This is a genomic window from Klebsiella sp. GW_Kp182 (assembly GCF_040062275.1).
Taxonomy (GTDB): domain Bacteria; phylum Pseudomonadota; class Gammaproteobacteria; order Enterobacterales; family Enterobacteriaceae; genus Klebsiella; species Klebsiella michiganensis.
This window is the reverse complement of record NZ_JBEAFQ010000003.1, coordinates 1-22,423: the sequence shown is the minus strand read 5'-3', so window position 1 is coordinate 22,423 and position 22,423 is coordinate 1. Positions and strand designations below refer to the sequence as shown.

The 22,423-nt window shown below is 59.2% G+C and carries 20 protein-coding genes and 1 pseudogene; 15 read left to right on the top strand and 6 right to left on the bottom strand.

Annotated features, from left to right (window positions below; genetic code table 11):
- Window positions 1–20 precede the first annotated feature (20 nt).
- The 7 genes and pseudogenes from ABLU88_RS04550 to ascB all read left to right on the top strand — a co-directional run bounded on the left by ABLU88_RS04550 (window position 21) and on the right by ascB (window position 8,109).
- Window positions 21–719, top strand: coding sequence for a fumarylacetoacetate hydrolase family protein (locus tag ABLU88_RS04550; protein WP_014230148.1), 699 nt, complete (start codon window positions 21–23; stop codon window positions 717–719).
- 8 nt (window positions 720–727) lie between these two features.
- Window positions 728–1,372, top strand: coding sequence for a maleylacetoacetate isomerase (maiA, locus tag ABLU88_RS04545; protein WP_046877139.1), 645 nt, complete (start codon window positions 728–730; stop codon window positions 1,370–1,372).
- An 8-nt stretch (window positions 1,373–1,380) separates the two neighbouring features.
- Complete coding sequence (locus ABLU88_RS04540) at window positions 1,381–2,574, top strand: 3-hydroxybenzoate 6-monooxygenase (RefSeq protein WP_348836186.1); 1,194 nt, start codon at window positions 1,381–1,383, stop codon at window positions 2,572–2,574.
- A 173-nt stretch (window positions 2,575–2,747) separates the two neighbouring features.
- Window positions 2,748–3,686, top strand: coding sequence for a tRNA dihydrouridine(16) synthase DusC (dusC, locus tag ABLU88_RS04535; RefSeq protein WP_014230145.1), 939 nt, complete (start codon window positions 2,748–2,750; stop codon window positions 3,684–3,686).
- Window positions 3,687–3,838: 152 nt separating this feature from the next.
- The gene (bglG, locus tag ABLU88_RS04530) at window positions 3,839–4,672 is read left to right on the top strand and encodes a transcriptional antiterminator BglG (RefSeq protein WP_014230144.1); all 834 of its coding nucleotides are present in this window, start codon (window positions 3,839–3,841) and stop codon (window positions 4,670–4,672) included.
- A gap of 53 nt (window positions 4,673–4,725) precedes the next feature.
- Window positions 4,726–6,697, top strand: a pseudogene (bglF, locus tag ABLU88_RS04525) (PTS beta-glucoside transporter subunit IIABC).
- Between the two features lie 17 nt (window positions 6,698–6,714).
- Complete coding sequence (gene ascB / locus ABLU88_RS04520; protein ID WP_014230142.1) at window positions 6,715–8,109, top strand: 6-phospho-beta-glucosidase; 1,395 nt, start codon at window positions 6,715–6,717, stop codon at window positions 8,107–8,109.
- A 63-nt stretch (window positions 8,110–8,172) separates the two neighbouring features.
- On the opposite strand, the gene ABLU88_RS04515 is transcribed toward ascB, so the two are convergent.
- On the bottom strand, window positions 8,173–8,907 hold the full coding sequence (locus tag ABLU88_RS04515; RefSeq protein ID WP_348836185.1) for a class I SAM-dependent methyltransferase: 735 nt from the start codon (window positions 8,905–8,907) through the stop codon (window positions 8,173–8,175).
- A gap of 119 nt (window positions 8,908–9,026) precedes the next feature.
- On the opposite strand from ABLU88_RS04515, the gene mdtQ reads away from it, so the two are divergent.
- Complete coding sequence (gene mdtQ / locus ABLU88_RS04510) at window positions 9,027–10,466, top strand: multidrug resistance outer membrane protein MdtQ (protein ID WP_032750600.1); 1,440 nt, start codon at window positions 9,027–9,029, stop codon at window positions 10,464–10,466.
- Window positions 10,467–10,572: 106 nt separating this feature from the next.
- On the opposite strand, the gene ABLU88_RS04505 is transcribed toward mdtQ, so the two are convergent.
- Window positions 10,573–11,142 carry a DedA family protein gene (locus tag ABLU88_RS04505; protein WP_014230139.1) on the bottom strand — a complete coding sequence of 190 codons (570 nt, stop codon included), beginning with the start codon at window positions 11,140–11,142 and terminating at the stop codon, window positions 10,573–10,575.
- Between the two features lie 155 nt (window positions 11,143–11,297).
- Here ABLU88_RS04505 and ABLU88_RS04500 point away from each other — a divergent pair, with 155 nt between their 5' ends.
- On the top strand, window positions 11,298–11,885 hold the full coding sequence (locus tag ABLU88_RS04500; RefSeq protein ID WP_004122818.1) for a Yip1 family protein: 588 nt from the start codon (window positions 11,298–11,300) through the stop codon (window positions 11,883–11,885).
- Between the two features lie 176 nt (window positions 11,886–12,061).
- Window positions 12,062–13,009: a D-alanyl-D-alanine endopeptidase gene (pbpG, locus tag ABLU88_RS04495; protein WP_064374531.1), complete on the top strand. Its 948-nt coding sequence runs from the start codon at window positions 12,062–12,064 to the stop codon at window positions 13,007–13,009.
- Between the two features lie 94 nt (window positions 13,010–13,103).
- On the opposite strand, the gene ABLU88_RS04490 is transcribed toward pbpG, so the two are convergent.
- The gene (locus ABLU88_RS04490; RefSeq protein WP_014230137.1) at window positions 13,104–13,658 is read right to left on the bottom strand and encodes a GNAT family N-acetyltransferase; all 555 of its coding nucleotides are present in this window, start codon (window positions 13,656–13,658) and stop codon (window positions 13,104–13,106) included.
- 97 nt (window positions 13,659–13,755) lie between these two features.
- Window positions 13,756–15,498, bottom strand: a complete 1,743-nt coding sequence (dld, locus tag ABLU88_RS04485) for a D-lactate dehydrogenase (protein ID WP_064374532.1) — start codon at window positions 15,496–15,498, stop codon at window positions 13,756–13,758.
- 194 nt (window positions 15,499–15,692) lie between these two features.
- On the opposite strand from dld, the gene bglX reads away from it, so the two are divergent.
- The 5 genes from bglX to ABLU88_RS04460 all read left to right on the top strand — a co-directional run bounded on the left by bglX (window position 15,693) and on the right by ABLU88_RS04460 (window position 21,900).
- Window positions 15,693–17,990 carry a beta-glucosidase BglX gene (gene bglX / locus ABLU88_RS04480; protein WP_071846086.1) on the top strand — a complete coding sequence of 766 codons (2,298 nt, stop codon included), beginning with the start codon at window positions 15,693–15,695 and terminating at the stop codon, window positions 17,988–17,990.
- Window positions 17,991–18,156: 166 nt separating this feature from the next.
- Complete coding sequence (locus ABLU88_RS04475) at window positions 18,157–19,074, top strand: ABC transporter substrate-binding protein (protein WP_032693700.1); 918 nt, start codon at window positions 18,157–18,159, stop codon at window positions 19,072–19,074.
- A gap of 7 nt (window positions 19,075–19,081) precedes the next feature.
- Window positions 19,082–20,239 carry an ABC transporter permease gene (locus ABLU88_RS04470; RefSeq protein ID WP_049082271.1) on the top strand — a complete coding sequence of 386 codons (1,158 nt, stop codon included), beginning with the start codon at window positions 19,082–19,084 and terminating at the stop codon, window positions 20,237–20,239.
- Complete coding sequence (locus ABLU88_RS04465; protein ID WP_049082270.1) at window positions 20,232–21,179, top strand: ABC transporter ATP-binding protein; 948 nt, start codon at window positions 20,232–20,234, stop codon at window positions 21,177–21,179. Before ABLU88_RS04470 ends, ABLU88_RS04465 begins: the two co-directional genes overlap by 8 nt.
- Window positions 21,163–21,900, top strand: coding sequence for an ABC transporter permease (locus ABLU88_RS04460; protein ID WP_046877134.1), 738 nt, complete (start codon window positions 21,163–21,165; stop codon window positions 21,898–21,900). The genes ABLU88_RS04465 and ABLU88_RS04460 overlap by 17 nt, the downstream gene beginning before the upstream one ends.
- Here ABLU88_RS04460 and ABLU88_RS04455 read toward each other — a convergent pair.
- Both ABLU88_RS04455 and ABLU88_RS04450 read right to left on the bottom strand, forming a co-directional pair.
- The gene (locus tag ABLU88_RS04455) at window positions 21,875–21,988 is read right to left on the bottom strand and encodes a protein YohO (protein ID WP_004103838.1); all 114 of its coding nucleotides are present in this window, start codon (window positions 21,986–21,988) and stop codon (window positions 21,875–21,877) included. The genes ABLU88_RS04460 and ABLU88_RS04455 overlap by 26 nt on opposite strands.
- A 236-nt stretch (window positions 21,989–22,224) precedes the next feature.
- Window positions 22,225–22,423 (bottom strand): hypothetical protein (locus ABLU88_RS04450; protein WP_348836184.1); only part of this gene is annotated, 199 nt, incomplete at its 5' end.

Here is a 22,423-nt window from a genome sequence, read left to right as displayed (position 1 = left end):
TGAAGAATAAGGAATCCATCATGACTCAATACGTTTTTGCACCCCAGGCCCCGATTAGCGTTCCGGTTGTCGGCAGCGATGAGCAGTTCCCGGTGCGCCGCGTTTACTGCGTGGGCCGCAACTACGCCGCTCACGCGCGTGAAATGGGCTTTGACCCGGATCGCGAACCGCCGTTTTTCTTCTGTAAGCCAGCCGATGCGGTGGTGCCCGTCGCTGCGGGAGAGACGCTGGAGTTACCGTATCCGACGCAAACCGACAACTATCACTACGAAATTGAACTGGTGGTGGCGATTGGCAAGCGGGGAAGCGATATCCCGCTGGAGCAGGCCCATGAGTATATCTGGGGCTATGCCACGGGGCTGGATATGACCCGCCGCGATCGCCAGATGGAGATGCGCCAGATGGGCCGTCCGTGGGAGATTGGCAAAGCTTTTGACCTTTCCGCGCCGATTGCGCCGCTGCATAAAGCGGATACGGCGGACGTGAACCAGGCCGGAATTTGGCTGCAGGTAAACGGGGAAGATCATCAGCGCAGCGATATTCGTCACCTGATCTGGTCGGTCAATGAAACCATCAGCTATCTTTCCGGCTTCTTTGAGCTGCAGCCCGGCGATCTGATTTTCACCGGCACGCCGGAAGGCGTCGGCGCGGTGGTGAAAGGCGATGTCATCACCGGCAACGTAGATGGACTGACGCCAATCGCCGTGCGCGTGGTGTGAGGTGAATGATGAAGCTGTACAGTTTTTTCAATAGCTCAGCCTCCTACCGCGTGCGCATCGCGCTGGCGCTGAAAGGCATCGACTACCAGAGCGTGGGCGTCAATATCCGCATCGGTCAGCAGAACGCGCTGGAGTACCGGCGGCTGAATCCGGTTGGCCTGGTGCCAACGTTGATTACTGATGATGGTGAATCTCTCGGCCAGTCGCTGGCGATTGCCGACTGGCTGGATCGGCACTATCCGCAGCCGCTGCTGCTGCCCCAGGAGGACAGCGCGCGGATGCGGGTCCTGGAGATCGTTTACGCCATCGCCTGCGATATTCATCCAATAAACAACATGCGCGTTTTACGCTACCTCAGCGACGAACTGAAGGTAAGCGAAGAGGAGAAAAAGCGCTGGTATGCGCACTGGATCCAGCAGGGATTCAGCGCCGTCGAGCAGCTATTGCGCCACGCGAAATCCGGCGTTTTTTGCGTGGGCGATGCGCCCACCCTGGCAGACTGCTGTCTGGTACCGCAGTGGGCCAACGCGCTGAGAATGGGCTGCGATCTCAGCCACTATCCGCGCTGCCAGGCGGTCTATGACGCCTGCACCCGGCTACCGGCGTTTATCGCCGCCGCGCCGGAAAACCAACAAGATAAGATCCCGGCTTAGGAGGCAACATGGCAAAAGTGATGCGAGCAATTATTGTCGGCGGTGGTATTGGCGGAGCGGCCACGGCGCTCTCTCTGGCGCGCCAGGGCATCAAAGTGATGCTGCTGGAAAAGGCGCATGAAATCGGCGAAATCGGCGCGGGGATCCAGCTTGGCCCAAATGCGTTCTCGGCGCTGGACAGCCTCGGCGTCGGCGAAGTCGCCCGCCAGCGGGCGGTATTTACCGACCATATCACCATGATGGATGCGGTAAACGGCGAAGAGGTGGTGCATATTGAAACCGGACAGGCGTTCCGCGACCATTTTGGCGGGCCGTATGCGGTGATCCACCGGGTAGACATCCACGCCACCGTCTGGGAAGCGGCGCTGACCCATCCGGCCGTGGAGTATCGCACCTCGACCCAGGTGGTGGATATCCGCCAGACCACCGATGACGTGACGGTTTTCGATGACAAAGGCAACAGCTGGACGGCGGATATTCTGATCGGCTGCGACGGCGGTAAGTCGGTGGTACGCCAGAGCCTGCTGGGGGATTCGCCGCGGGTGACCGGCCATGTAGTCTATCGCGCGGTGGTCGACGCCGCCGATATGCCGGAAGATTTGCGCATTAACGCGCCGGTGCTGTGGGCGGGTCCGCACTGCCACCTGGTGCATTATCCGCTGCGCGGCGGCAAGCAGTACAATCTGGTGGTGACCTTCCACAGCCGGGAGAAAGAAGAGTGGGGCGTGCGCGACGGCAGTAAAGAAGAGGTGCTCTACTACTTTAAAGGCATTCACCCGCGTCCCCGGCAGATGCTGGATAAGCCGACCTCCTGGCGGCGCTGGTCCACCGCCGACCGCGAGCCGGTAGAGAAATGGGGCAACGACCGCATCACGCTGGTTGGCGATGCCGCTCACCCGGTGGCGCAGTATATGGCCCAGGGGGCCTGTATGGCGCTGGAAGACGCGGTGACGCTGGGTAAAGCCCTGGCGCAGTGCGACGGCGACGCCGCCCGCGCTTTTGCGCTGTATGAGTCGGTACGTATTCCGCGTACCGCGCGGATCGTCTGGTCGACGCGTGAAATGGGGCGGGTCTATCACGCCGCCGGCGTTGAGCGCCAGGTACGCAACCTGCTGTGGAAAGGCAAGACCCAGAGCGAGTTTTATCGCGGCATCGAGTGGCTGTACGGCTGGAAAGAGGATAACTGCCTGGAACCACGTTAAGCGGTTGTGCATTTCCCGGGGCGCAGACAGAGGTGACCTTGTAGCCCGGCTAAGCGCAGCGCAAGCCGGGAAGCAGCAGCGCCGCCGCCGGGAAAACCGATCTTGGCCCCTTTCAACCCGCATCCAGAGGCGCTAACATAGCGCCTCTTTTTTCCGGGCAATGAAAAAACAATATGCGTGTATTACTGGCGCCGATGGAAGGCGTGCTCGATTCGCTGGTGCGCGAGCTGCTGACCGAAGTAAATGATTACGATCTCTGCATCACCGAATTCTTGCGCGTGGTGGATCAGCTCCTGCCGGTAAAATCGTTCTACAGACTGTGTCCGGAACTGCATAACAACAGCCTGACGCCGTCCGGCACCCGCGTGCGCGTACAGCTGCTCGGGCAGTATCCGCAGTGGCTGGCGGAAAACGCCGCTCGCGCGGTCGAACTCGGTTCCTGGGGCGTTGACCTTAACTGCGGCTGCCCGTCAAAACTGGTGAACGGCAGCGGCGGCGGGGCGACTCTGCTCAAAGATCCCGAGCTTATCTATCGCGGCGCCAAAGCGATGCGCGAGGCGGTTCCCGGCCATCTGCCGGTCACGGTAAAAGTTCGGCTTGGCTGGGACAGCGGCGAGCGGCGGTTTGAAATTGCCGATGCGGTCCAGCAGGCGGGCGCCAGCGAGCTGGTGGTTCACGGCCGCACCAAAGAGGATGGCTATAAAGCGGAACGCATTGACTGGCAGGCTATCGGCGAAATCCGTCAGCGCCTGACTATCCCGGTGGTGGCCAACGGTGAAATCTGGGACTGGCAAAGCGCCCAGGATTGCCTGGCCGCGACCGGCTGCGATGCGGTGATGATTGGCCGCGGCGCGCTGAACGTTCCAAACCTGAGTCGGGTGATAAAATATAACGAACCGCGTATGCCCTGGCCGCAGGTGGTCGAACTGCTGCAAAAATACACCCGTCTGGAAAAGCAGGGCGACACCGGCCTTTATCACGTCGCGCGGATAAAACAGTGGCTGAGCTATTTGCGTAAAGAGTATCTGGAAGCGGCTGACCTGTTCAGCGCGGTACGCACCCTACAGGATTCAACCAGCATAGCGCGCACGATTAACGACTGGCGTAGCTAAACTATCTGACCGGCATCACATTTTTTAGCTTGTCCCATTGAGATTACCCGGCGGACAGTGAAATACTCACTACCGATTGTTACTGCTCCGGCAGGCAAAACCTGATTTCCTGGCATCCGTCGGGGTCAGGTTTTTTTGTTTTTGGGGTTCATATGCAAATCGCCAAAGTACTTAATAATAATGTAGTGGTGGTTGTTGATGAGCAGCAGCGCGAACAGGTGGTCATGGGCCGAGGACTTGCCTTTCAGAAACGCGTTGGTGACTCTCTTGATGAAAGTAAAATTGAAAAGGTCTTCGCGCTGCAGAGCGATGAACTGGTTGGCCGTTTAGGTGAATTACTCAGTCAGATACCATTAGAAGTGATGACGACCTGCGATCGGATCATCGATCTGGCGCGCGGTCGTCTCGGTAAGTTACAGGATAGTTTGTACATTACCCTGACCGACCACTGCCACTTTGCGATTGAGCGGCAGAAGAAGGGCATCGCTATTCGTAATGTGCTGCTGTGGGAAATAAAGCGGCTGTATCCGAAGGAATTTGAGTTAGGGCAGGAAGCGCGGGCGATTATCGCCAAACGGCTCGGGGTTGAACTGGCCGAAGATGAAGCGGGTTTTATCGCCCTGCATCTGGTCACGGCGCAGCTCAACAGCGAAATGCCGGAAGTGATGCACGTCACCCGGGTCATGCAGGAGATCCTGCAGCTGGTGAAGTATCAGCTGACGCTGAACTACGACGAAGAGTCGCTGAGCTACCAGCGCTTTGTCACCCATCTCAAGTTTTTCGCCCAGCGTATGCTGACGCGAACGGTGGTCGAAGATGATGATGTGACGCTGCACAGCGCGGTAAAGGATAACTACCCTAAAGCGTGGAAGTGTGCGGAAACCGTCGCGCGGCACCTGCAAAAGAGCTACCAGCGGCCGCTGACGACGGAAGAAATTATGTTTCTCGCCATTCATATTGAGCGGGTGAGAAAAGAGGGACGCTAAGCGCCGATCGGGCCTGGCGCATAGCTCCCGCGCTACAACTGGATTGTTACTGCATTACGCAGGCAAAACCTGAGCGCAACGCCTACACGGCGTTGTTCTCGGGTTTTTTTATTTTTAATACTCAGTTAACGATGCCTGCGGGCAGCGGAAGTAAGGAAAAACAGCATGGAATATAAAGCACTCGCGCAGGATATTCTCAGCCGGGTTGGTGGCAAAGAGAATATTGTGAGTCTGGTTCACTGCGCAACGCGGCTGCGTTTTAAGCTCAAAGATAGCAAGAAGGCGGATGCCGAAGGACTGAAGGCGAATCCTGGCGTCATCATGGTGGTGGAAAGCGGCGGCCAGTTTCAGGTGGTCATCGGTAACCACGTGCACGATGTCTGGCTGGCGGTGCGCAGCGAAGCCGGACTGACGGATGACAGCGAGCCGGTGGCGGTGAAAGGCGAAAAAGTGTCGATTATCGGCCAGCTTATCGACGTGGTTTCCGGTATTTTCACCCCGTTTATCGGTGTCCTGGCGGCCTCGGGGATCCTCAAAGGGCTGCTGGCGCTGGCGGTGGTTTGCGGCTGGTTAACGACGCAGCAGGCAACCTACAAAATCTGGTTTGCCGCCAGCGATGCGCTGTTCTTCTTTTTCCCGCTGTTTCTCGGCTATACCGCCGGTAAGAAATTTGGCGGCAACGCCTTTATTACCATGGTGATCGGCGGCGCGTTAACCCACCCGCTGATGATTCAATCTTTTGAAGCCAGTATGGTGCCTGACGCCGCGACGGAGTATTTCCTTGGGATTCCGGTGACCTTTATCAATTACAGTTCATCGGTCATCCCGATTATCCTCGCCTCATGGGTGAGCTGCTGGATTGAGCGGCGCAGCAACGCGATACTGCCCTCGTCGATGAAGAACTTCTTTACCCCGGCGATTTGCCTGGCCGTGGTCGTCCCGCTCACGTTTCTGATTATCGGCCCGGTTGCGACCTGGCTGAGCCAGCAGCTGGCCAACGGCTATCAGCTTATCTATCAGGTTGCGCCCTGGCTTGCCGGCGCGGCGATGGGGGCGCTGTGGCAGGTGTGCGTCATCTTTGGGCTGCACTGGGGCCTGATACCGTTAATGATTAACAACCTTGCCGTGCTTGGCCATGATTCGATGATGCCGATGCTGCTGCCGGCGGTGATGGGGCAGGTTGGCGCCGCGCTGGGGATTTTCCTGCGCACCCGCGATGCGCGGCAAAAAGTGCTGGCGGGCTCGGCGGTATCCGCGGGGATCTTCGGCGTGACCGAGCCGGCGATTTATGGGCTGAATCTGCCGCTCCGCCGTCCGTTTATCTTCGGCTGCGTCGCTGGCGCCATCGGCGGCGCGATTGTCGGCTTTAGCGACAGCCACGTCTATTCTTTCGGTTTCGGTAATATTTTCACCCTGGCGCAGATGATCCCGCCGCAGGGCATTGACGCCACGGTGTGGGGCGGCGCGCTGGGGACGGTTGCCGCTTTAATTATCGCCTGCGCGCTCACGTTAGTCGCCGGGCTGCCGCGCAGCACCGCTGAACAGGCGGCCGTTGTGGTGGCTCCGGCCTCGGAAAACGACATCCTGGCGCCGATGACCGGCAGCGTACTGGCGTTGGATCAGGTTCCCGATAGTACCTTCGCCAGCGGTTTACTTGGCCAGGGCGTGGCGATTATCCCCTCAGTGGGCAAAGTTATTGCGCCGTTCTCGGGCGAGGTCGCCTCGATTTTTCAGACGAAACATGCCATCGGTCTGCTGAGCGATAGCGGAATCGAGCTGCTCATCCACGTGGGCATCGACACCGTCAAGCTCGATGGCGCACCGTTCACCGCCCACGTTAAAGAGGGCGACAAAATCAAAGCGGGCGATCTGCTGCTGGAGTTTGACCGTCAGGCGATTCTGAACGCCGGTTACGATCTGGCGACGCCCATTATTATCAGCAACAGCGACGATTTTCGTGCTCTCGACATCGTATCCGCCAGCGCGGTGGATGCCGGTCAGCCGCTGTTGTCCGTAAGCCGTTAATCACAGGAGAGAGATGAATGAAGACATTCCCACAGGCGTTTTTATGGGGCGGCGCGACCGCGGCAAACCAGGTTGAAGGCGCTTATCTGGAAGACGGGAAGGGATTAACCACTTCTGACGTCCAGCCGCGCGGCGTATTTGGCGACGTCGTAGAACGCGTGCCTGGCGATAGCGGTATAAAAGATGTTGCTATCGATTTTTACCATCGTTATCCGGAGGATATCAGCCTCTTTGCCGAGATGGGCTTTAACTGCCTGCGCGTATCCATTGCCTGGGCGCGTATTTTCCCTGAGGGCGATGAGGCGCAGCCAAACGAAGCCGGGCTGGCCTTTTACGATAAGCTGTTTGATGAAATGGCGAAGCACAATATTACTCCGCTGGTGACCCTGTCCCACTATGAGATGCCGTGGGCGCTGGTGAAAAACTACGGCGGCTGGGGCAATCGCAAAGTCATTGGCTTCTTCGAACGCTACGCCCGTACGGTGTTTGCGCGCTACCAGGCGAAGGTCAAACTGTGGCTGACCTTTAATGAAATCAATATGTCCCTGCACGCGCCGATGACCGGCGTCGGTCTGCCGGCCGACAGCAGCAAAGCTGAAGTCTACCAGGCCATTCATCATCAGCTGGTGGCGAGCGCGCTGGCGGCTAAGGCCTGCCATGACATCGTGCCTGAGGGCAAAATCGGCAACATGCTGCTCGGCGGCCTGATGTATCCGCTGAGCTGCAAACCGGACGATATTTTTGAAACCCTGCAGCAGAACCGCAGCTGGCAGTTCTTTGGCGATGTCCAGTGCCGCGGCGCTTACCCGGGCTATATGCTGCGCTATTTCCGCGACAACGGCATTAGCCTTGAGATCGCCGATGCCGATCGCGAAGCCCTGAAAGAGACCGTCGATTTTATCTCCTTCAGCTACTATATGACCGGCTGCGTGACCGCCGACGAAGAGCTGAACAAAAAATCGCGCGGCAATATTCTCAGCATGGTGCCGAACCCGCACCTGGCAAGCTCGGAGTGGGGCTGGCAGATTGACCCCCTTGGCCTGCGCACGCTGCTGAACGTGCTGTGGGATCGCTATCAGAAGCCGCTGTTTATCGTGGAAAACGGCCTGGGCGCAAAGGATAAGGTGGAAGCCGACGGCAGCATCAACGACGATTACCGGATCAGCTACCTTAACGACCATCTGGTGCAGGCTCGTGAGGCAATAGAGGACGGCGTTGAGCTGATGGGCTACACCAGCTGGGGGCCTATCGACCTGGTGAGCGCGTCGAAGGCGGAGATGTCCAAACGCTATGGCTTTATCTACGTCGATCGCGACGATGAAGGCAACGGCACCCTGGCGCGCAGCCGCAAGAAGAGCTTCTGGTGGTATAAAGAGGTAATCGCCACCAACGGCGGCAGCTTAAAAGAGTAATGCCCTGAGCACGAAGCTAACATCAGCCTTATGGCCCGGATAACTTCCGGGCCTTTTTGCCTATTACGCCGGCTTGCGCGCGCGCAGGAGAAAAATCATCGGCCGCTCTTTTTCTTCATCCAGCGCCGGCTGAGCGGCAATCTGCTCCGCCGTCGGTCCCCACTCATCCAGATGATCGATGATAAAACCGGCGGCGATCAGCTGGTTTATCCAGCTGGACAGCTTGCGATGCTGCTTTTTCACCCCGTCGGCAAACCAGTTGCTGATGCGCTCGCCCTCCTGCTGGTAGTGGCTCACCGGCCAACTTTTCTGCCCGTTCTCATCCACCTGCCAGCCCTGACGCGGCGGGGCGGTATAGATGGGATGCTCGGCGGAGAACAGCAGCGTGCCGCCGGGCGTCAGCGCCCGGTAAACGGTGGTGAACAGCGGCGCCACGTCGGGCAGATAGTGCAGCGCCAGCGAGCTATAGACCAGCTCGCAGCTATCGGCGGGCAGGGTAAGCGTCTGAAGATCTTCGCAGCGATAGCGGATACCTTCGCCCTCCGTCATTTCGCGGGCGCGCTCCAGCATTCGGCTGGAGAGATCCAGCCCGTCCACCTGCGCGGCGCCCTGGTCGCGGGCCCAGCGGCAAAACCAGCCGTAGCCGCAGCCAAGATCGACGACGCGTAAACCGGATAACGGCGGAAGCATTTGCTGAAGGGTCGGCCACTCGGGCGCGCCTTCCAGCCCTTTGACTGAACGGTCGAGGGTGGCGTATCCGGCAAAAAAAGCGGGATCGTCATAGATGTTCTGACTCATTGTCACTCCATGAGAAGTTTATTTTTAGTCTGCTAATAGTTACGGCACACGCTTTACTAAACGGCAAGGATGCAAGTAGCTTAATATACCCGACCTTATTTAATCATCTGACCGATTTCATGAACCTGACTTTGAGCAAACGCGCGTTGGCTGGCCTGCCACTGGTTATCGCGCTGGCGGGCTGCGCGCCATCGCACGATACTGGCAAGCCGCTCCAGCAGCAAACCCCGGCATCCCACGTCGCAACGGAACTGCCCGCCGCCGTGAAAAACGGCTGGCCGCAGAGCAACTGGTGGCAGGATTACCATGACCCTCAGCTCAATAGCCTGATTCAGCGTGCCTTAGCCAATGCGCCGGACATGCAGATTGCCGAACAGCGCATCAGGCTGGCGGAAGCGCAGGCACGGATGTCGCAATCCAGCCTGGGACCGAACCTGGATTTTTCCGCCGATATTGAACGGCAGAAAATGTCCTCCGAGGGGCTGATGGGGCCGTTTGCCACCGATACCGACGGCAATACCGGGCCGTGGTACACCAACGGCACCTTCGGACTGACCGCCGGATGGGATCTGGACCTGTGGGGTAAAAACCGCGCGCTGCTTAAAGCGCGCATCGGTGAAGTCAAAGCTCAGGTTGCCGAAGAAGCCCAGACCCGCGAACTGCTGGCCGGCAGCGTCGCCCGCCTTTACTGGCAGTGGCAGACCGAAGCGGCCATTAAAAACGTGCTGACGCAGGTGAAGCGTGAACAGAATAATGTCGTTACCGTGGATACTGCGCTGTATCAACGCGGGATCACCAACTCGGCCGAAGGGGCCGAGAACGATATTAACGTCAGTAAAACCGATCAGCAGCTCGCCGACGTGGCGGGCAATATGAAGGAGATTGAAGCGCGGCTGATGGCGCTGACCAACAGCCAGAGCCAGGCGCTGAATCTTCATCCAGCGGATTTACCCGCCGTCAGCGCGCAAATACCTAACCAGCTGGGCTATGAGCTGCTGGCGCGACGCCCGGACCTGCAGGTCGCGCACTGGTATATCGAGGCTTCATTAAGCGAAGTTGATGCCGCGAAAGCCGCGTTTTATCCGGATATCAACCTGATGGCCTTCCTGCAGCAGGATGCCCTGCATCTCAGCGATCTGTTCCGCCACTCTGCCCAGCAGATGGGCGTCACCGCCGGGCTGACCCTGCCGATCTTTGATAGCGGCCGCCTGAACGCGAATCTGGATATCGCCAGCGCGCAAAATGGCCTGTCGATAGCGAAGTACAACAAAGCGGTGGTCGATGCGGTTAATCAGGTGGCGAAAACTGCCAGCCAGATGGAAACGCTGATGGCGAAAAATCAGCAGCAGCAGCAGGTTGAAAAAGATGCTCAGCGGATGGTCGCGCTGGCGCAGGCGCGGATGAACGCCGGGATTATTTCCGGCTCGCGCGTCAGCCTGGCGAAGCTGCCGGCGCTGCAGGAGCGCGTCACCGCGCTGCGCCTGCACGGCCAGTGGCTTGATGCCAGCATCCAGCTGACCTCCGCGCTGGGCGGCGGGTATCATCAGGCGACGAAGTAGTTCTGTTTCCCCGGCTCGCGCTGCGCTTAGCCGGGCTACAGGCCCATGCGGTCCGTGGAGTCTGTAGCCCGGATAAGGCGTTTACGCCGCCATCCGGGAACTCTCGTCACTCTTTCTTCTTTGCCTCGCGGCGCTTTAGCCACCAGTGCGCCGCAACCACCAGCACCACCGCCAGAATCAGCCAGATCCAGTGCTTCAGATGCGCATCCAGATGATGCAGCCACGGGCCAATCGCTTCCCCGCCGAGATAGCCGAGCGTGGTAAAAATTAACGCCCAGATAATCGCGCCGACAATATTCAGCGGCAGAAACACCTTCGGCGGCAGGCGGCTGGCGCCAATCAGCAGCGGGCCGATAACCCGAAAGCCGTACATAAAGCGGGTGCCGATGACAAACAGGTAGGGGCGACGCTGGATCATCCGCTGGGCCTTTTGGATCCGCTTTTTCTGGCGTGCGAATCGCCGCAGAATCCGTCCGCCAAAGCGCCTGCCGAGTAAATAAAGCAGCTGATCGCCAATCATCCCCCCTAGGGCGACCGAGATAACCACCAGCCAGAACTTCAATAATCCCTGATGTGCCGCCACGCCGCCGAGCAGCGTGATGGTTTCGCCTTCCGCCACGCTGCCAATGACCAGCGCCGCGTAGCCGTACTGGGAAATCAGGTTATTGATATCCATATAAAGATTAACTCCATAAAACGTCAGTCCCTTAATCATACACCCTGATGATAAAAATGCGGGGGAAGCGCATTTTTCTCGCTGTACACAAAATAATCTACAAGGTGAATTATACTTGGATCAGTGCTGTACCACGCCGTGACAAGGGGGACGCTATGAACCATGTCTGGGGGCTCTTCTCTCATCCTAATCAAGAGATGAGCGTTATTAAAAGCGAAAACGAAACCGTTTCGCATCACTATACGCACCATGTGCTGGTCATGGCGGCGGTTCCGGTTATCTGCGCCTTTATCGGCACCACGCAGCTGGGCTGGAACTTCGGCGACGGCACGGTGGTAAAACTGTCGCTGATGACCGGGCTGGCCCTGGCGGTGCTGTTTTACGCCGTGATGCTCGCCGGGGTTGCGGTGATGGGGCGGGTTATCTGGTGGATGGCGCGAAGCTATCCGCAGCGGCCTTCCCTTAAGCGCTGTATGGTTTTCGCCGGCTATGTCGCCACGCCGCTTTTCCTCAGCGGGCTCGTGGCGCTCTATCCGCTGGTGTGGCTGTGCGCGCTGGTCGGGACCGTCGCGCTGCTTTACACCGGCTATCTGCTGTATCTCGGTATTCCCACGTTCCTGGGGATTAACAAAGAAGAGGGGTTGAGCTTCGCCAGCTCGACTCTGGCGATAGGGGTGCTGGTGCTGGAAGTGCTGCTGGCGATCACCGTTATTCTCTGGGGATACGGATATCGGCTCTTCTGATTTAACTCATTGCCGGCATAAATAGATTTTTATGTCGGCAATGCAGCATTTGTTCACGATTCTTATTAGCCAGCTCGCGTTCTGACAAGGTATGATGATTTTTGCCAGCGGCGTCATCACCCCAGCGCCGCGGCGTACGTTCATAACGTGCAAAAATACTTTTCAGAATGTTCACGATGACCAAATTTCGAGTTTCTTTGCTCAGCCTGACGTTGCTGCTGGCTGTGCCTTTTGCGCCCCAGGCGTTGGCTAAAACCTCCACGGCGGTGTCCGCCTCCCAGCCGGATATCGCTTCCGGCAGTGCGATGATCGTCGACCTTGCCAGCAAAAAAATCATCTATGCCAGCCAACCGGACCTGGTTCGCCCGATGGCGTCGATCACCAAGGTGATGACCGCGATGGTGGTGCTTGATGCCCATCTGCCGCTGGATGAGATGCTGACCGTTGATATCAGCCAGACGCCTGAAATGAAAGGGATCTATTCACGGGTGCGCCTGAACAGCCAAATCAGCCGCCGCAATATGCTGCTGCTGGCGCTGATGTCGTCGGAAAACCGCGCCGCCGCCAGCCTGGCGCACCATTATCCGGGCGGCTATGACGCCTTTATCCGCGCGATGAACGCCAAGGCGCAGGCGCTGGGGATGACCCGCACCCGCTACGTTGAGCCCACCGGTCTGTCGATTCATAACGTCTCTACCGCCCGCGATCTGACTAAGCTGCTGATCGCCAGCGAGCAGTATCCGCTGATTGGCCAGCTGAGCACCACCAAAGAAGATATGGCGACATTCGCCCATCCGGCGTATACGCTGCCGTTCCGCAATACCAACCATCTGGTCTACCGCGATAACTGGAATATTCAGCTGACCAAAACCGGCTTTACTAACGCGGCGGGCCACTGCCTGATTATGCGTACGGTGATTAATCAGCGCCCGGTGGCGCTGGTGGTGATGGATGCGTTTGGCAAATATACCCACTTCGCCGACGCCAGCCGCCTGAGAACGTGGATTGAAACGGGAAAAGTGATGCCGGTTCCGGCTTCCGCGCTCAGCTATAAAAAGCAGCGTGAAGCGCAGATGGCCGATGCGATGCTGAAAGGCGGCGCGCAGACCGCGCAGAACGATTAACCCCCATTTCCCCGGATTACGGCGTAAACGCCTTATCCGGGCTACCGAACCGCGCTGTACCGTAGCCCGGCTAAGCGCAGCGCGAGCCGGGGGGTTACTCCGGCAGCGTCCAGTCGCCATCGCCGAGCGGGCGCTGCATAATCAAGGTATCCCGCCAGTCGCCCATCTTATAGCCGACGCTGCGCAGCTGACCCGCCACGCTAAAACCGAACTTTTTATGAATCGCAATCGACCCGGCGTTACTGTGGCCGTCGCCGATAATCGCCAGCATTTGTCGCCACGGTCCCTGTTCGCATTTCTCAATTAACCGGGAGAGCAGGGCGCTGCCGATACCGCGTCCCCCCATTCCCGCCTCAACGTAAATCGACTCTTCCAGGGTGTAGCGGTAGGCCGGACGCGGGCGGTAAAAGGTGGCGTAGCAGTAGCCGACGATGGTGCCGCGCCACAGGGCAACCAGCCACGGCAGCCCGCTATCGCGCACGGTTTTGATTCGCTTGCGCATCTCATCCACGGTTGGCGGGATCTCTTCAAAAGAGGCGCGTCCATTGAGCACGTGCCAGACGTACAGCGCGGCGATAGCGTGGGCGTCATCGGGCAGCGCTTCGCGGATCTCTAAGTCAGCGTCGTATAGCTTATCCACTGCGGACATGATGGGTTAATTCCTTAAACGGGTTTGCCGGAGAGGAAATTTCTCCGGCGTGCAGCGTAATACAGAAGCCCCGCGGCTGAACAGTCCCCCGTGCGGATTATTGCGGTTCGGTCGCGCTCGTCGGTTTATCCTGCACTTCGCCCCAGTATTTTTGCTTACTGGTTTTGCCAATCCCCGGGTTCATGCTGTTGGTGGGATCGTTTTCGCGATAGAAGCGTTTTAAGCTTTCCGGCGCTTCATACAGATGGCCGACGTTATGCTCGGCCGGATATTGGGCGCCCCGCTCCTTCAGCAGCGCCAGCATTTTCTCTTTCAGTTCGTGGGCATCGATGCCTTTTTTCACGATGTAATCCTGATGGAAAACGTGGCACATAAAGTGGCCGTAATAGAGCTTATGCACCAGCTGGCTATCGATATCGGCGGGAAGATGCTCAAACCATTCGGTGTCGTTACGGCGCAGGGCGATGTCCAGCGCCAGAATATCTTCCACCTCATCGGCGTGAACCGCCTGGTAGCGGATCGCCGCACCCGCGGCGGCAAAGCGGTGCAGGAAGGCTTTGCTGCCTTCTTCTGCGGTGCAGACGAAGAAATCCCCTTCGGCATTCTGGAAATATTCCCCGAGCCAGGCCTGAGCCTCTTCGATGCCGTCGCCCGCCATTTTCAGCAGCAGATGGTGTTCGTATTTATCGCGCCAGGTTTTCATTCGCTCCGGCAGATGCGACGGGAAGACGTGACCCAGCTTTTGCATAAAGCGGTCGGTGAAGTGCGGCTTAAACAGCGACACTTTCTCCAGCATCGCGTCGGTGCGGCCCTTCATGGTAAAGAAGAACGGCATTTTATCGGTGCCGAGCTTGTCGATCATCAGGAAGGTGTCTTTCCCGTACTGCTCGGCGATGTCGTAAATATCGCGGTGCATATACTCGCCCGCCACCGGCAGATGGTTGAACTCGGCGAGAATATGGCGGCGAATTTCGGTCAGCACGTCCGGGCGGTTGGTGCCGATGTAGAACACCTGCTGGCGTTTTTCCGCCGGGAAGGTATCGAGGCGCACGGCGAACACCGCCAGCTTGCCGGCGCAGCCCGAGGATTCAAACAGGCGGTCCGGGTCGGCGTTGTAGCGCGCCGGGGTATCGGCATTCACGTCGCGCACGCGGGTGACGTAATCATGATCGTGGGCGTGGCGGCCATCGTGGCGCACATCTTCATCTTTAACCCGTTCGTCGTCGAGGCGGCTGAGGATTTGCTCCGGCGTGGTGCCGAGGTCAATGCCGAGGTGGTTCACCAGCGTCAGCTTGCCGTTTTCATCAATTTGCGCGTACAGCGACATTTCGGTATACGCCGGGCCGCGCTGTACCAGCGAGCCGCCGGAGTTGTTGCAGATCCCGCCGACCACCGATGCCCCGATGCAGGATGAACCAATGACCGAGTGCGGTTCGCGACCCAGCGGCTTCAGCGCTTTTTCCAGCGAATAGAGTGTCGTGCCGGGATAAGCCAGCACCTGCTCGCCTTTATCCAGCAGATGCAGTTTATCCAGGCGCAGGGTGCTGATAATGACGATATCGCGGTCATAATCGTTACCGTTCGGCGTTGAGCCTTCGGTCAGGCCGGTGTTGGCCGCCTGCATCAGAATGATTTTATCGGCGTTGACGCAGGCGTTCAGCACGCGCCACAGCTCCAGCAGGGTACCGGGAAAGACCACCGCCAGCGCGTCGCCCTGGCCGGAGCGAAAGCCTTTACGGTAGCGCTGGGTTTTAGCCGGGTCGGTGAGCAGATGGGACGAGCCGACCAGACGGGCGAGTTCAGCCAGAAAAGCGTTGTTATAGGTTGTTGCAGATGACATGTTCCACTCCTTGTGGTGGTACAAAATTATCAAAAATAAGAATAGCGCTTTGTATGACAATTTGATGCATCAATGTTTCTAAAAATCAGAGAACAACGCGCGCTTTATTCAGGCGTCTCGTTTATGTTTATGGCAGACTTCGATTTTTGCTATCTTTTCGCCGATCTGGTCGACTGGAACAATGAGGGATAAAAATGAAATGGCTTTGTACTGTAGGCGTCGCTGTGAGCCTGGCGCTGCAACCGGCGCTGGCGGATGAATTGTTCGGCAATCATCCCCTAACGCCGCAGGCGCGGGATGCGTTTGTGACGGAACTGCTGACGAAAATGACGGTGGATGAAAAAATCGGTCAGCTGCGCTTAATTAGCGTCGGCCCGGATAACCCGAAAGAGGCCATCCGCGAGATGATCAAAGAAGGCCAGGTGGGGGCGATTTTTAACACCGTGACCCGCCATGATATACGCATTATGCAGGATCAGGTGATGGAACTCAGCCGCCTGAAAATCCCGCTCTTTTTCGCCTATGACGTGCTCCACGGCCAGCGTACCGTCTTTCCGATTAGCCTTGGCCTGGCCTCCTCTTTTAACCTCGACGCGGTGAACACCGTCGGGCGGGTGTCGGCTTACGAAGCGGCCGATGATGGCCTGAACATGACCTGGGCGCCGATGGTCGACGTCTCCCGCGACCCGCGCTGGGGCCGCGCTTCGGAAGGGTTCGGGGAAGATACCTACCTGACCACCGAGATGGGCAGGGCGATGGTGGAGTCGATGCAGGGGAAAAGCCCGGCGGATCGCTACTCGGTGATGACCAGCGTCAAGCACTTTGCCGCCTACGGCGCGGTCGAAGGCGGCAAAGAGTACAACACCGTTGATATGAGCCCGCAGCGCCTGTTCAACGACTATATGCCGCCCTACAAAGCGGGGCTGGATGCGGGCAGCGGCGCGGTTATGGTGGCGCTCAACTCGCTCAACGGTACCCCGGCGACCTCCGACGCCTGGCTGCTTAAGGACGTGCTGCGCGACCAGTGGGGCTTTAAAGGCATCACCGTCTCCGACCATGGCGCTATCAAAGAGCTGATCAAACACGGCGTAGCGTCGGACCCGGAAGACGCGGTACGCGTGGCGCTGAAGTCCGGCATCAATATGAGCATGAGCGACGAGTACTACAGCAAGTATCTGCCGGGACTGGTGAAGTCCGGTAAGGTGACGATGGCGGAGCTGGATGACGCGACCCGCCACGTGCTGAACGTGAAATATGATATGGGCCTGTTTAACGACCCGTATAGCCACCTGGGGCCGAAAGATTCCGATCCGCAGGATACCAACGCCGAAAGCCGCCTGCATCGCAAAGAAGCGCGCGAAGTGGCGCGCGAAAGCCTGGTGCTGCTGAAAAACCGCCTCGATACGCTGCCGTTGAAAAAATCGGGCACTATCGCGGTAATCGGCGCGCTGGCCGACAGCAAGCGCGACATGATGGGCAGCTGGTCGGCGGCGGGCGTGGCCGATCAGTCGGTCACCGTGCTGACCGGTTTGCAGAATGCGCTGGGCGACAAAGGTAAGATTATCTATGCCAAAGGCGCCAACGTCACTGACGATAAAGGCATCGTCGACTTCCTCAATCTGTACGAGAAAGCGGTGCAGGTTGACTCGCGCTCGCCGCAGGAGATGATTGACGAAGCCGTGGCGGCGGCGAAGCAGTCCGACGTGGTGGTTGCCGTGGTGGGCGAGGCGCAGGGCATGGCCCACGAAGCCTCCAGCCGCACCGACATCACCCTGCCGCCGAGCCAGCGCGCTCTGATTAGCGCGCTGAAAGCGACCGGTAAACCGCTGGTGCTGGTGCTAATGAATGGTCGTCCGCTGGCGCTGGTGAAAGAGGATCAGCAGGCTGATGCGATCCTCGAAACCTGGTTTGCCGGTACCGAAGGCGGCAACGCCATTGCCGATGTGCTGTTCGGCGACTACAACCCGTCTGGCAAGCTGCCCATGTCCTTCCCGCGCTCGGTCGGGCAGATCCCGACCTACTACAGCCATCTCAACACCGGTCGCCCGTACAATGCGGATAAGCCAAACAAGTACACCTCGCGCTACTTTGATGAAGCCAACGGCCCGCTCTATCCGTTTGGCTACGGCCTGAGCTACACCACCTTTAGCGTTTCCGACGTGAAAATGTCGGCGCCGACCCTGCAGCGCGACGGCAGCGTGACCGCCAGCGTGCAGGTAACCAATACCGGCAAGCGCGAAGGGGCGACGGTGATTCAGCTTTATCTGCAGGACGTTACCGCCTCCATGAGCCGTCCGGTGAAAATGCTGCGCGGCTTTAAAAAGGTGACCCTCAAGCCGGGCGAGACGCAAACCGTCAGCTTCCCGATTGACGTTGAAGCGCTGAAGTTCTGGAACCAGCAGATGAAGTACGACGCCGAGCCGGGTAAATTCAACGTCTTTATCGGCGTCGACTCCGCCCGCGTGAAGCAGAGCGAGTTTGAACTGCTGTAATGGTGATTTGTCGCCCGGGTAAGGCTGCGGCCGCCATCCGGGAACACGCATTCCTTACCCCAAAGGCCGATTTATCGGCCTTTTCTTTTTCCGCTCCGCCCCAAATGAACTACGCTTTTTGCTTAAGCTCCTGTTAATGGAGCGCAAATTAAAGAGGGACGCGAGGATGATTAAGGCAAGTATGTGGTCCGGCACGCTGGCGCTGGCGGCCCTGATAAGCCTGCCGCTGCAGGCGGCGGAGCCGGTTAAGGTCGGCTCAAAAATTGACACCGAAGGGGCGCTGCTCGGCAATATTATTTTGCAGGTTCTGGAAAGCCACGGGGTGAAAACCGTCAATAAAATCCAGCTCGGCACCACCCCGGTGGTGCGCGGGGCGATAACCGCCGGTGAGCTGGACATTTACCCGGAATATACCGGCAACGGCGCGTTCTTCTTCAAAGAGGAGAACGACCCTGCGTGGAAAAACGCGCAGCAGGGATACGAAAAAGTTAAAAAGCTGGATGCGGAAAAGAATAAGCTCGTCTGGCTTACCCCGGCTCCGGCCAACAACACCTGGACTATCGCCGTCCGTCAGGATCTGGCGGAGAAAAACCACCTCGCCTCATTAAGCGACCTTGCCGGCTATCTGAAAAAGGGCGGTGACTTTAAGCTGGCCGCCTCGGCGGAATTTATTGAACGGCCGGACGCGCTGCCGGCGTTTGAAAAAGCCTACGACTTCACGCTCAAGCAAAATCAGCTGCTGTCGCTGGCGGGCGGCGATACGGCGGTCACCATCAAAGCGGCGGCGCAGCAAACCTCCGGCGTGAATGCGGCGATGGCCTACGGTACCGATGGCCCGGTCGCCGCGCTGGGTTTGCAAACCCTGAGCGACCCGAAGGGCGTGCAGCCGATTTATGCGCCCACGCCGGTCGTACGTGAAGCGGTGTTAAAAGCGTATCCGCAGATAGCCGACTGGCTACAGCCGGTCTTCGCCAGCCTGGATGAAAAGACGCTGCAAAAGCTGAACGCCAGTATTGCGGTTGAAGGCCTGGATGCGAAGAAAGTCGCCGCCGACTATCTGCAACAGAAAGGGCTGCTGAAGTAGGGCGCGCGTGACCACTCGTTGCTGTAACCGGGTTGCGCTGCTGCTGGCATTCCTCCTGCTGCTGGCGATGGCGCTGCCGTTTATCAACTATGCGCCTAACCGGCTGTTATCCGGCGAGGGGCGCTGGCTATGGCAGGTCTGGCCGTGGCTGGCGGGCGTACTGGGGGCGGCAGGGCTGCTGATAGCGCTGCTGAGCTGGCGTCCCGGGCGTCTCCCACTGCTGGTTATCTTCCTGCTGGCGGATCTGCTGCTGCCTTTATTGCTATGGGGAGCCGGCAGTGCGGCGGTACAGCTGGCTCAGAGCGGTTCTCCGCTGGCCCGCACCTCGCCGGGAAGCGGCCTGTGGCTGGCGCTGGCCCTGTGCCTGCTTATCGCCAGCGATGCCGTTCGTCGCCTGACGACCCGAGCCCTGTGGCGCTGGCTGCTGAACGCGCAGGTCTGGCTGCTGCCCGCGCTGCTGCTGGGGCTCGGCGCGCTCGATGGCCTCTCTTTGCTGAAAGAGTATTTCAATCGCCGCGAGGTGTTTGACGATGCGCTGTCCCAGCATGTGACGCTGCTGTTGGGGACCCTGCTGCCGGGGCTGCTGATTGGCTTGCCCGTTGGCGTCTGGCTCTGGCGCTACCCCCGCTGGCAATCGCCGGTTTTTGCCGTTCTCAACGTGATTCAGACCGTTCCCTCCGTCGCGCTTTTTGGCCTGCTTATCGCGCCGCTGGCCGGACTGGCGCGCCAGTTTCCGTCGCTGGCGCAGCTCGGCGTTTCCGGCACCGGCATCACGCCGGCGCTGATTGCGCTGGTGCTGTATGCGCTATTGCCGCTGGTGCGCGGGGTGACGATCGGCCTTCAGCAGGTGCCGCGCGAAGCGCTGGAGAGCGCGACGGCGATGGGGATGAGCGGCGTGCAGCGCTTTCGTCAGGTACAGCTACCGCTGGCGTTGCCGGTGTTGTTGCGCAGCCTGCGGGTGGTCAGCGTACAAACCGTGGGTATGGCGGTGGTGGCGGCCCTGATTGGCGCGGGCGGCTTCGGCGCGCTGGTTTTCCAGGGGCTGCTCAGCAGCGCGCTGGATCTGGTGCTGCTGGGGGTTATCCCGACCATCGCGCTGGCGGTGGTGGTGGATGCGTTATTCGCGCTGTGGGGCGCATTACTGAAAGGAGAGGCCCGTGATTGAGTTCGACGGCGTCAATAAAGCCTTTGGCGGAGAGCCTGCGGTGAAAAACCTCAATCTGCATCTGCGCGAGGGGGCATTTTCGGTGCTGATTGGCACCTCCGGCTCGGGGAAGTCGACCACGCTGAAGATGATTAATCGCCTGGTGGAGCACGACAGCGGGACGATCCGTTTCGCCGGGCAGGATATTCGCCAGCAGCCGGTGCTCGAACTGCGCCGCAGAATGGGCTACGCCATCCAGTCCATCGGCCTGTTCCCCCACTGGACGGTGGCGCAGAACATTGCCACCGTCCCGCAGTTGCAAAAGTGGTCGCGGCAGAAGACCCAGGCGCGGGTCGATGAGCTGATGGCCTTGCTGGGGCTGGAGCCGGGCCTGCGCGAACGCTACCCGCATCAGCTTTCCGGCGGCCAGCAGCAGCGCGTCGGCGTGGCGCGCGCGCTGGCCGCCAACCCGGAAGTGCTGCTGATGGATGAACCCTTCGGCGCGCTCGATCCGGTGACGCGCGAAGCCTTGCAGCAGGAGATGATCCGCATTCATCGCCTGCTGGGACGCACTATTGTGCTGGTGACTCACGATATCGATGAGGCGCTGCGGCTGGCGGACCATCTGGTGTTGATGGACGGCGGCGAAGTGGTACAGCAGGGTGAGCCGATGCAGATGCTGCTGGAGCCAAAAAATGCGTTTGTGGAGACGTTCTTTGGCCGTAGCGAACTGGGCGTGCGCCTGCTGTCGCTACGCGGCGTGAGTGATTATCTGCGCCGCGATGAGCGCCTGGCGGGGGACGCGTTGAACGTGACGATGACCCTGCGCGAGGCGCTGTCGCAGTTCGTTGCTCATCGCCGCGAGGTGCTGCCGGTGGTCGATGAGCAGGGAGAGGCCTGCGGGACGCTGCATTTTGCCGACCTGCTGCGCGAGGAGGCCCGGCGTGAAGGTGCTGCGTGATCCGCTGCTGTGGCTCAGCGCCATGTTTATCGCGCTGCTGCTGGCGTTGCCCTACAGCGCGCCGCTGTTCAGCGCGCTGTTTCCCGAACTACCGCGTCCGGTTTATCAGCAGGAGAGTTTTGTTTCTCTTACCCTGGCGCACTTTTGGCTGGTGGCGCTCTCCAGCCTCGCGGCTACGGTGGTGGGCGTCGTCGCCGGGATTGCGGTCACCCGTCCGGCGGGGCATGAGTTTCGCCCGCTGGTGGAGACGATTGCCGCAATGGGGCAGACGTTTCCGCCGGTCGCGGTGCTGGCGATTGCGGTTCCGGTGATGGGGTTTGGCTGGCAGCCCGCGCTTATTGCGCTGGTGCTGTACGGCATCTTACCGGTTTTACAGGGCACGCTGGCCGGGATTGGGGCGGTACCGTCCGGTGTGTTAGCTATCGCTCAGGGAATGGGGATGACCGGCTGGCAGAGGCTGATAAAAGTTGAGCTGCCGCTGGCGGCGCCGGTGATGCTGGCCGGGATTCGTACCTCGACCATCGTCAATATCGGTACGGCGACCATTGCTTCAACCGTCGGCGCGAATACGCTCGGCACGCCGATTGTTATCGGCCTCAGCGGATTTAATACCGCTTATGTGATTCAGGGGGCGCTGCTGGTGGCGCTGGCGGCGATTATCGTCGACCGGGGGTTTGAACGGCTGAACCAGCGAATCAGCCGACACCACCGCGAACAATAAATGAATAACCGGCCAGCATCACGCCGCCGATGCCGCTGATGGCCATAAATAAGAACAGGGTAATCACCGCAATTTTCGCTGGCTTCATAATAGGCTCCTGATGTTAACGCAGGGATTATACGGTGAAGCGCAGGTGTTAATAAAACATTAATTGCTTTTTAGCTACGACAACCCCCCCGGCTTGCGCTGCGCTTAGCCGGGCTACGGTTCATCACCGTCTGCGGGCCGGTAGCCCGGGTAAGGCGTTTACGCCGCAACCCGGGGAATGTGCCGCGATGTGGCATTGCTGCGGTTTCTACCCGGCTTGCGCTGCGCTTAGCCGGGCTACAGGTTCATCACCGTCTGCGGGCCGGTAGCCCGGGTAAGGCGTTTACGCTGCAACCCGGGGAATGTGCCGCGACGTGGCATTGCTGCGGTTTCTACCCGGCTTGCGCTGCGCTTAGCCGGGCTACGGTTCATCACCGTCTGCGGGCCGGTAGCCCGGGTAAGGCGTTTACGCCGCAACCCGGGGAATGTGCCGCGA

Coding starts and splice junctions, on each gene's coding strand:
- ABLU88_RS04550 (WP_014230148.1), top strand. CDS start 21: ATGACTCAATACGTTTTTGCACCCCAGGCCCCGATTAGCGTTCCGGTT.
- maiA (WP_046877139.1), top strand. CDS start 728: ATGAAGCTGTACAGTTTTTTCAATAGCTCAGCCTCCTACCGCGTGCGC.
- ABLU88_RS04540 (WP_348836186.1), top strand. CDS start 1,381: ATGGCAAAAGTGATGCGAGCAATTATTGTCGGCGGTGGTATTGGCGGA.
- dusC (WP_014230145.1), top strand. CDS start 2,748: ATGCGTGTATTACTGGCGCCGATGGAAGGCGTGCTCGATTCGCTGGTG.
- bglG (WP_014230144.1), top strand. CDS start 3,839: ATGCAAATCGCCAAAGTACTTAATAATAATGTAGTGGTGGTTGTTGAT.
- ascB (WP_014230142.1), top strand. CDS start 6,715: ATGAAGACATTCCCACAGGCGTTTTTATGGGGCGGCGCGACCGCGGCA.
- ABLU88_RS04515 (WP_348836185.1), bottom strand. CDS start 8,907: ATGAGTCAGAACATCTATGACGATCCCGCTTTTTTTGCCGGATACGCC.
- mdtQ (WP_032750600.1), top strand. CDS start 9,027: ATGAACCTGACTTTGAGCAAACGCGCGTTGGCTGGCCTGCCACTGGTT.
- ABLU88_RS04505 (WP_014230139.1), bottom strand. CDS start 11,142: ATGGATATCAATAACCTGATTTCCCAGTACGGCTACGCGGCGCTGGTC.
- ABLU88_RS04500 (WP_004122818.1), top strand. CDS start 11,298: ATGAACCATGTCTGGGGGCTCTTCTCTCATCCTAATCAAGAGATGAGC.
- pbpG (WP_064374531.1), top strand. CDS start 12,062: ATGACCAAATTTCGAGTTTCTTTGCTCAGCCTGACGTTGCTGCTGGCT.
- ABLU88_RS04490 (WP_014230137.1), bottom strand. CDS start 13,658: ATGTCCGCAGTGGATAAGCTATACGACGCTGACTTAGAGATCCGCGAA.
- dld (WP_064374532.1), bottom strand. CDS start 15,498: ATGTCATCTGCAACAACCTATAACAACGCTTTTCTGGCTGAACTCGCC.
- bglX (WP_071846086.1), top strand. CDS start 15,693: ATGAAATGGCTTTGTACTGTAGGCGTCGCTGTGAGCCTGGCGCTGCAA.
- ABLU88_RS04475 (WP_032693700.1), top strand. CDS start 18,157: ATGATTAAGGCAAGTATGTGGTCCGGCACGCTGGCGCTGGCGGCCCTG.
- ABLU88_RS04455 (WP_004103838.1), bottom strand. CDS start 21,988: ATGAAGCCAGCGAAAATTGCGGTGATTACCCTGTTCTTATTTATGGCC.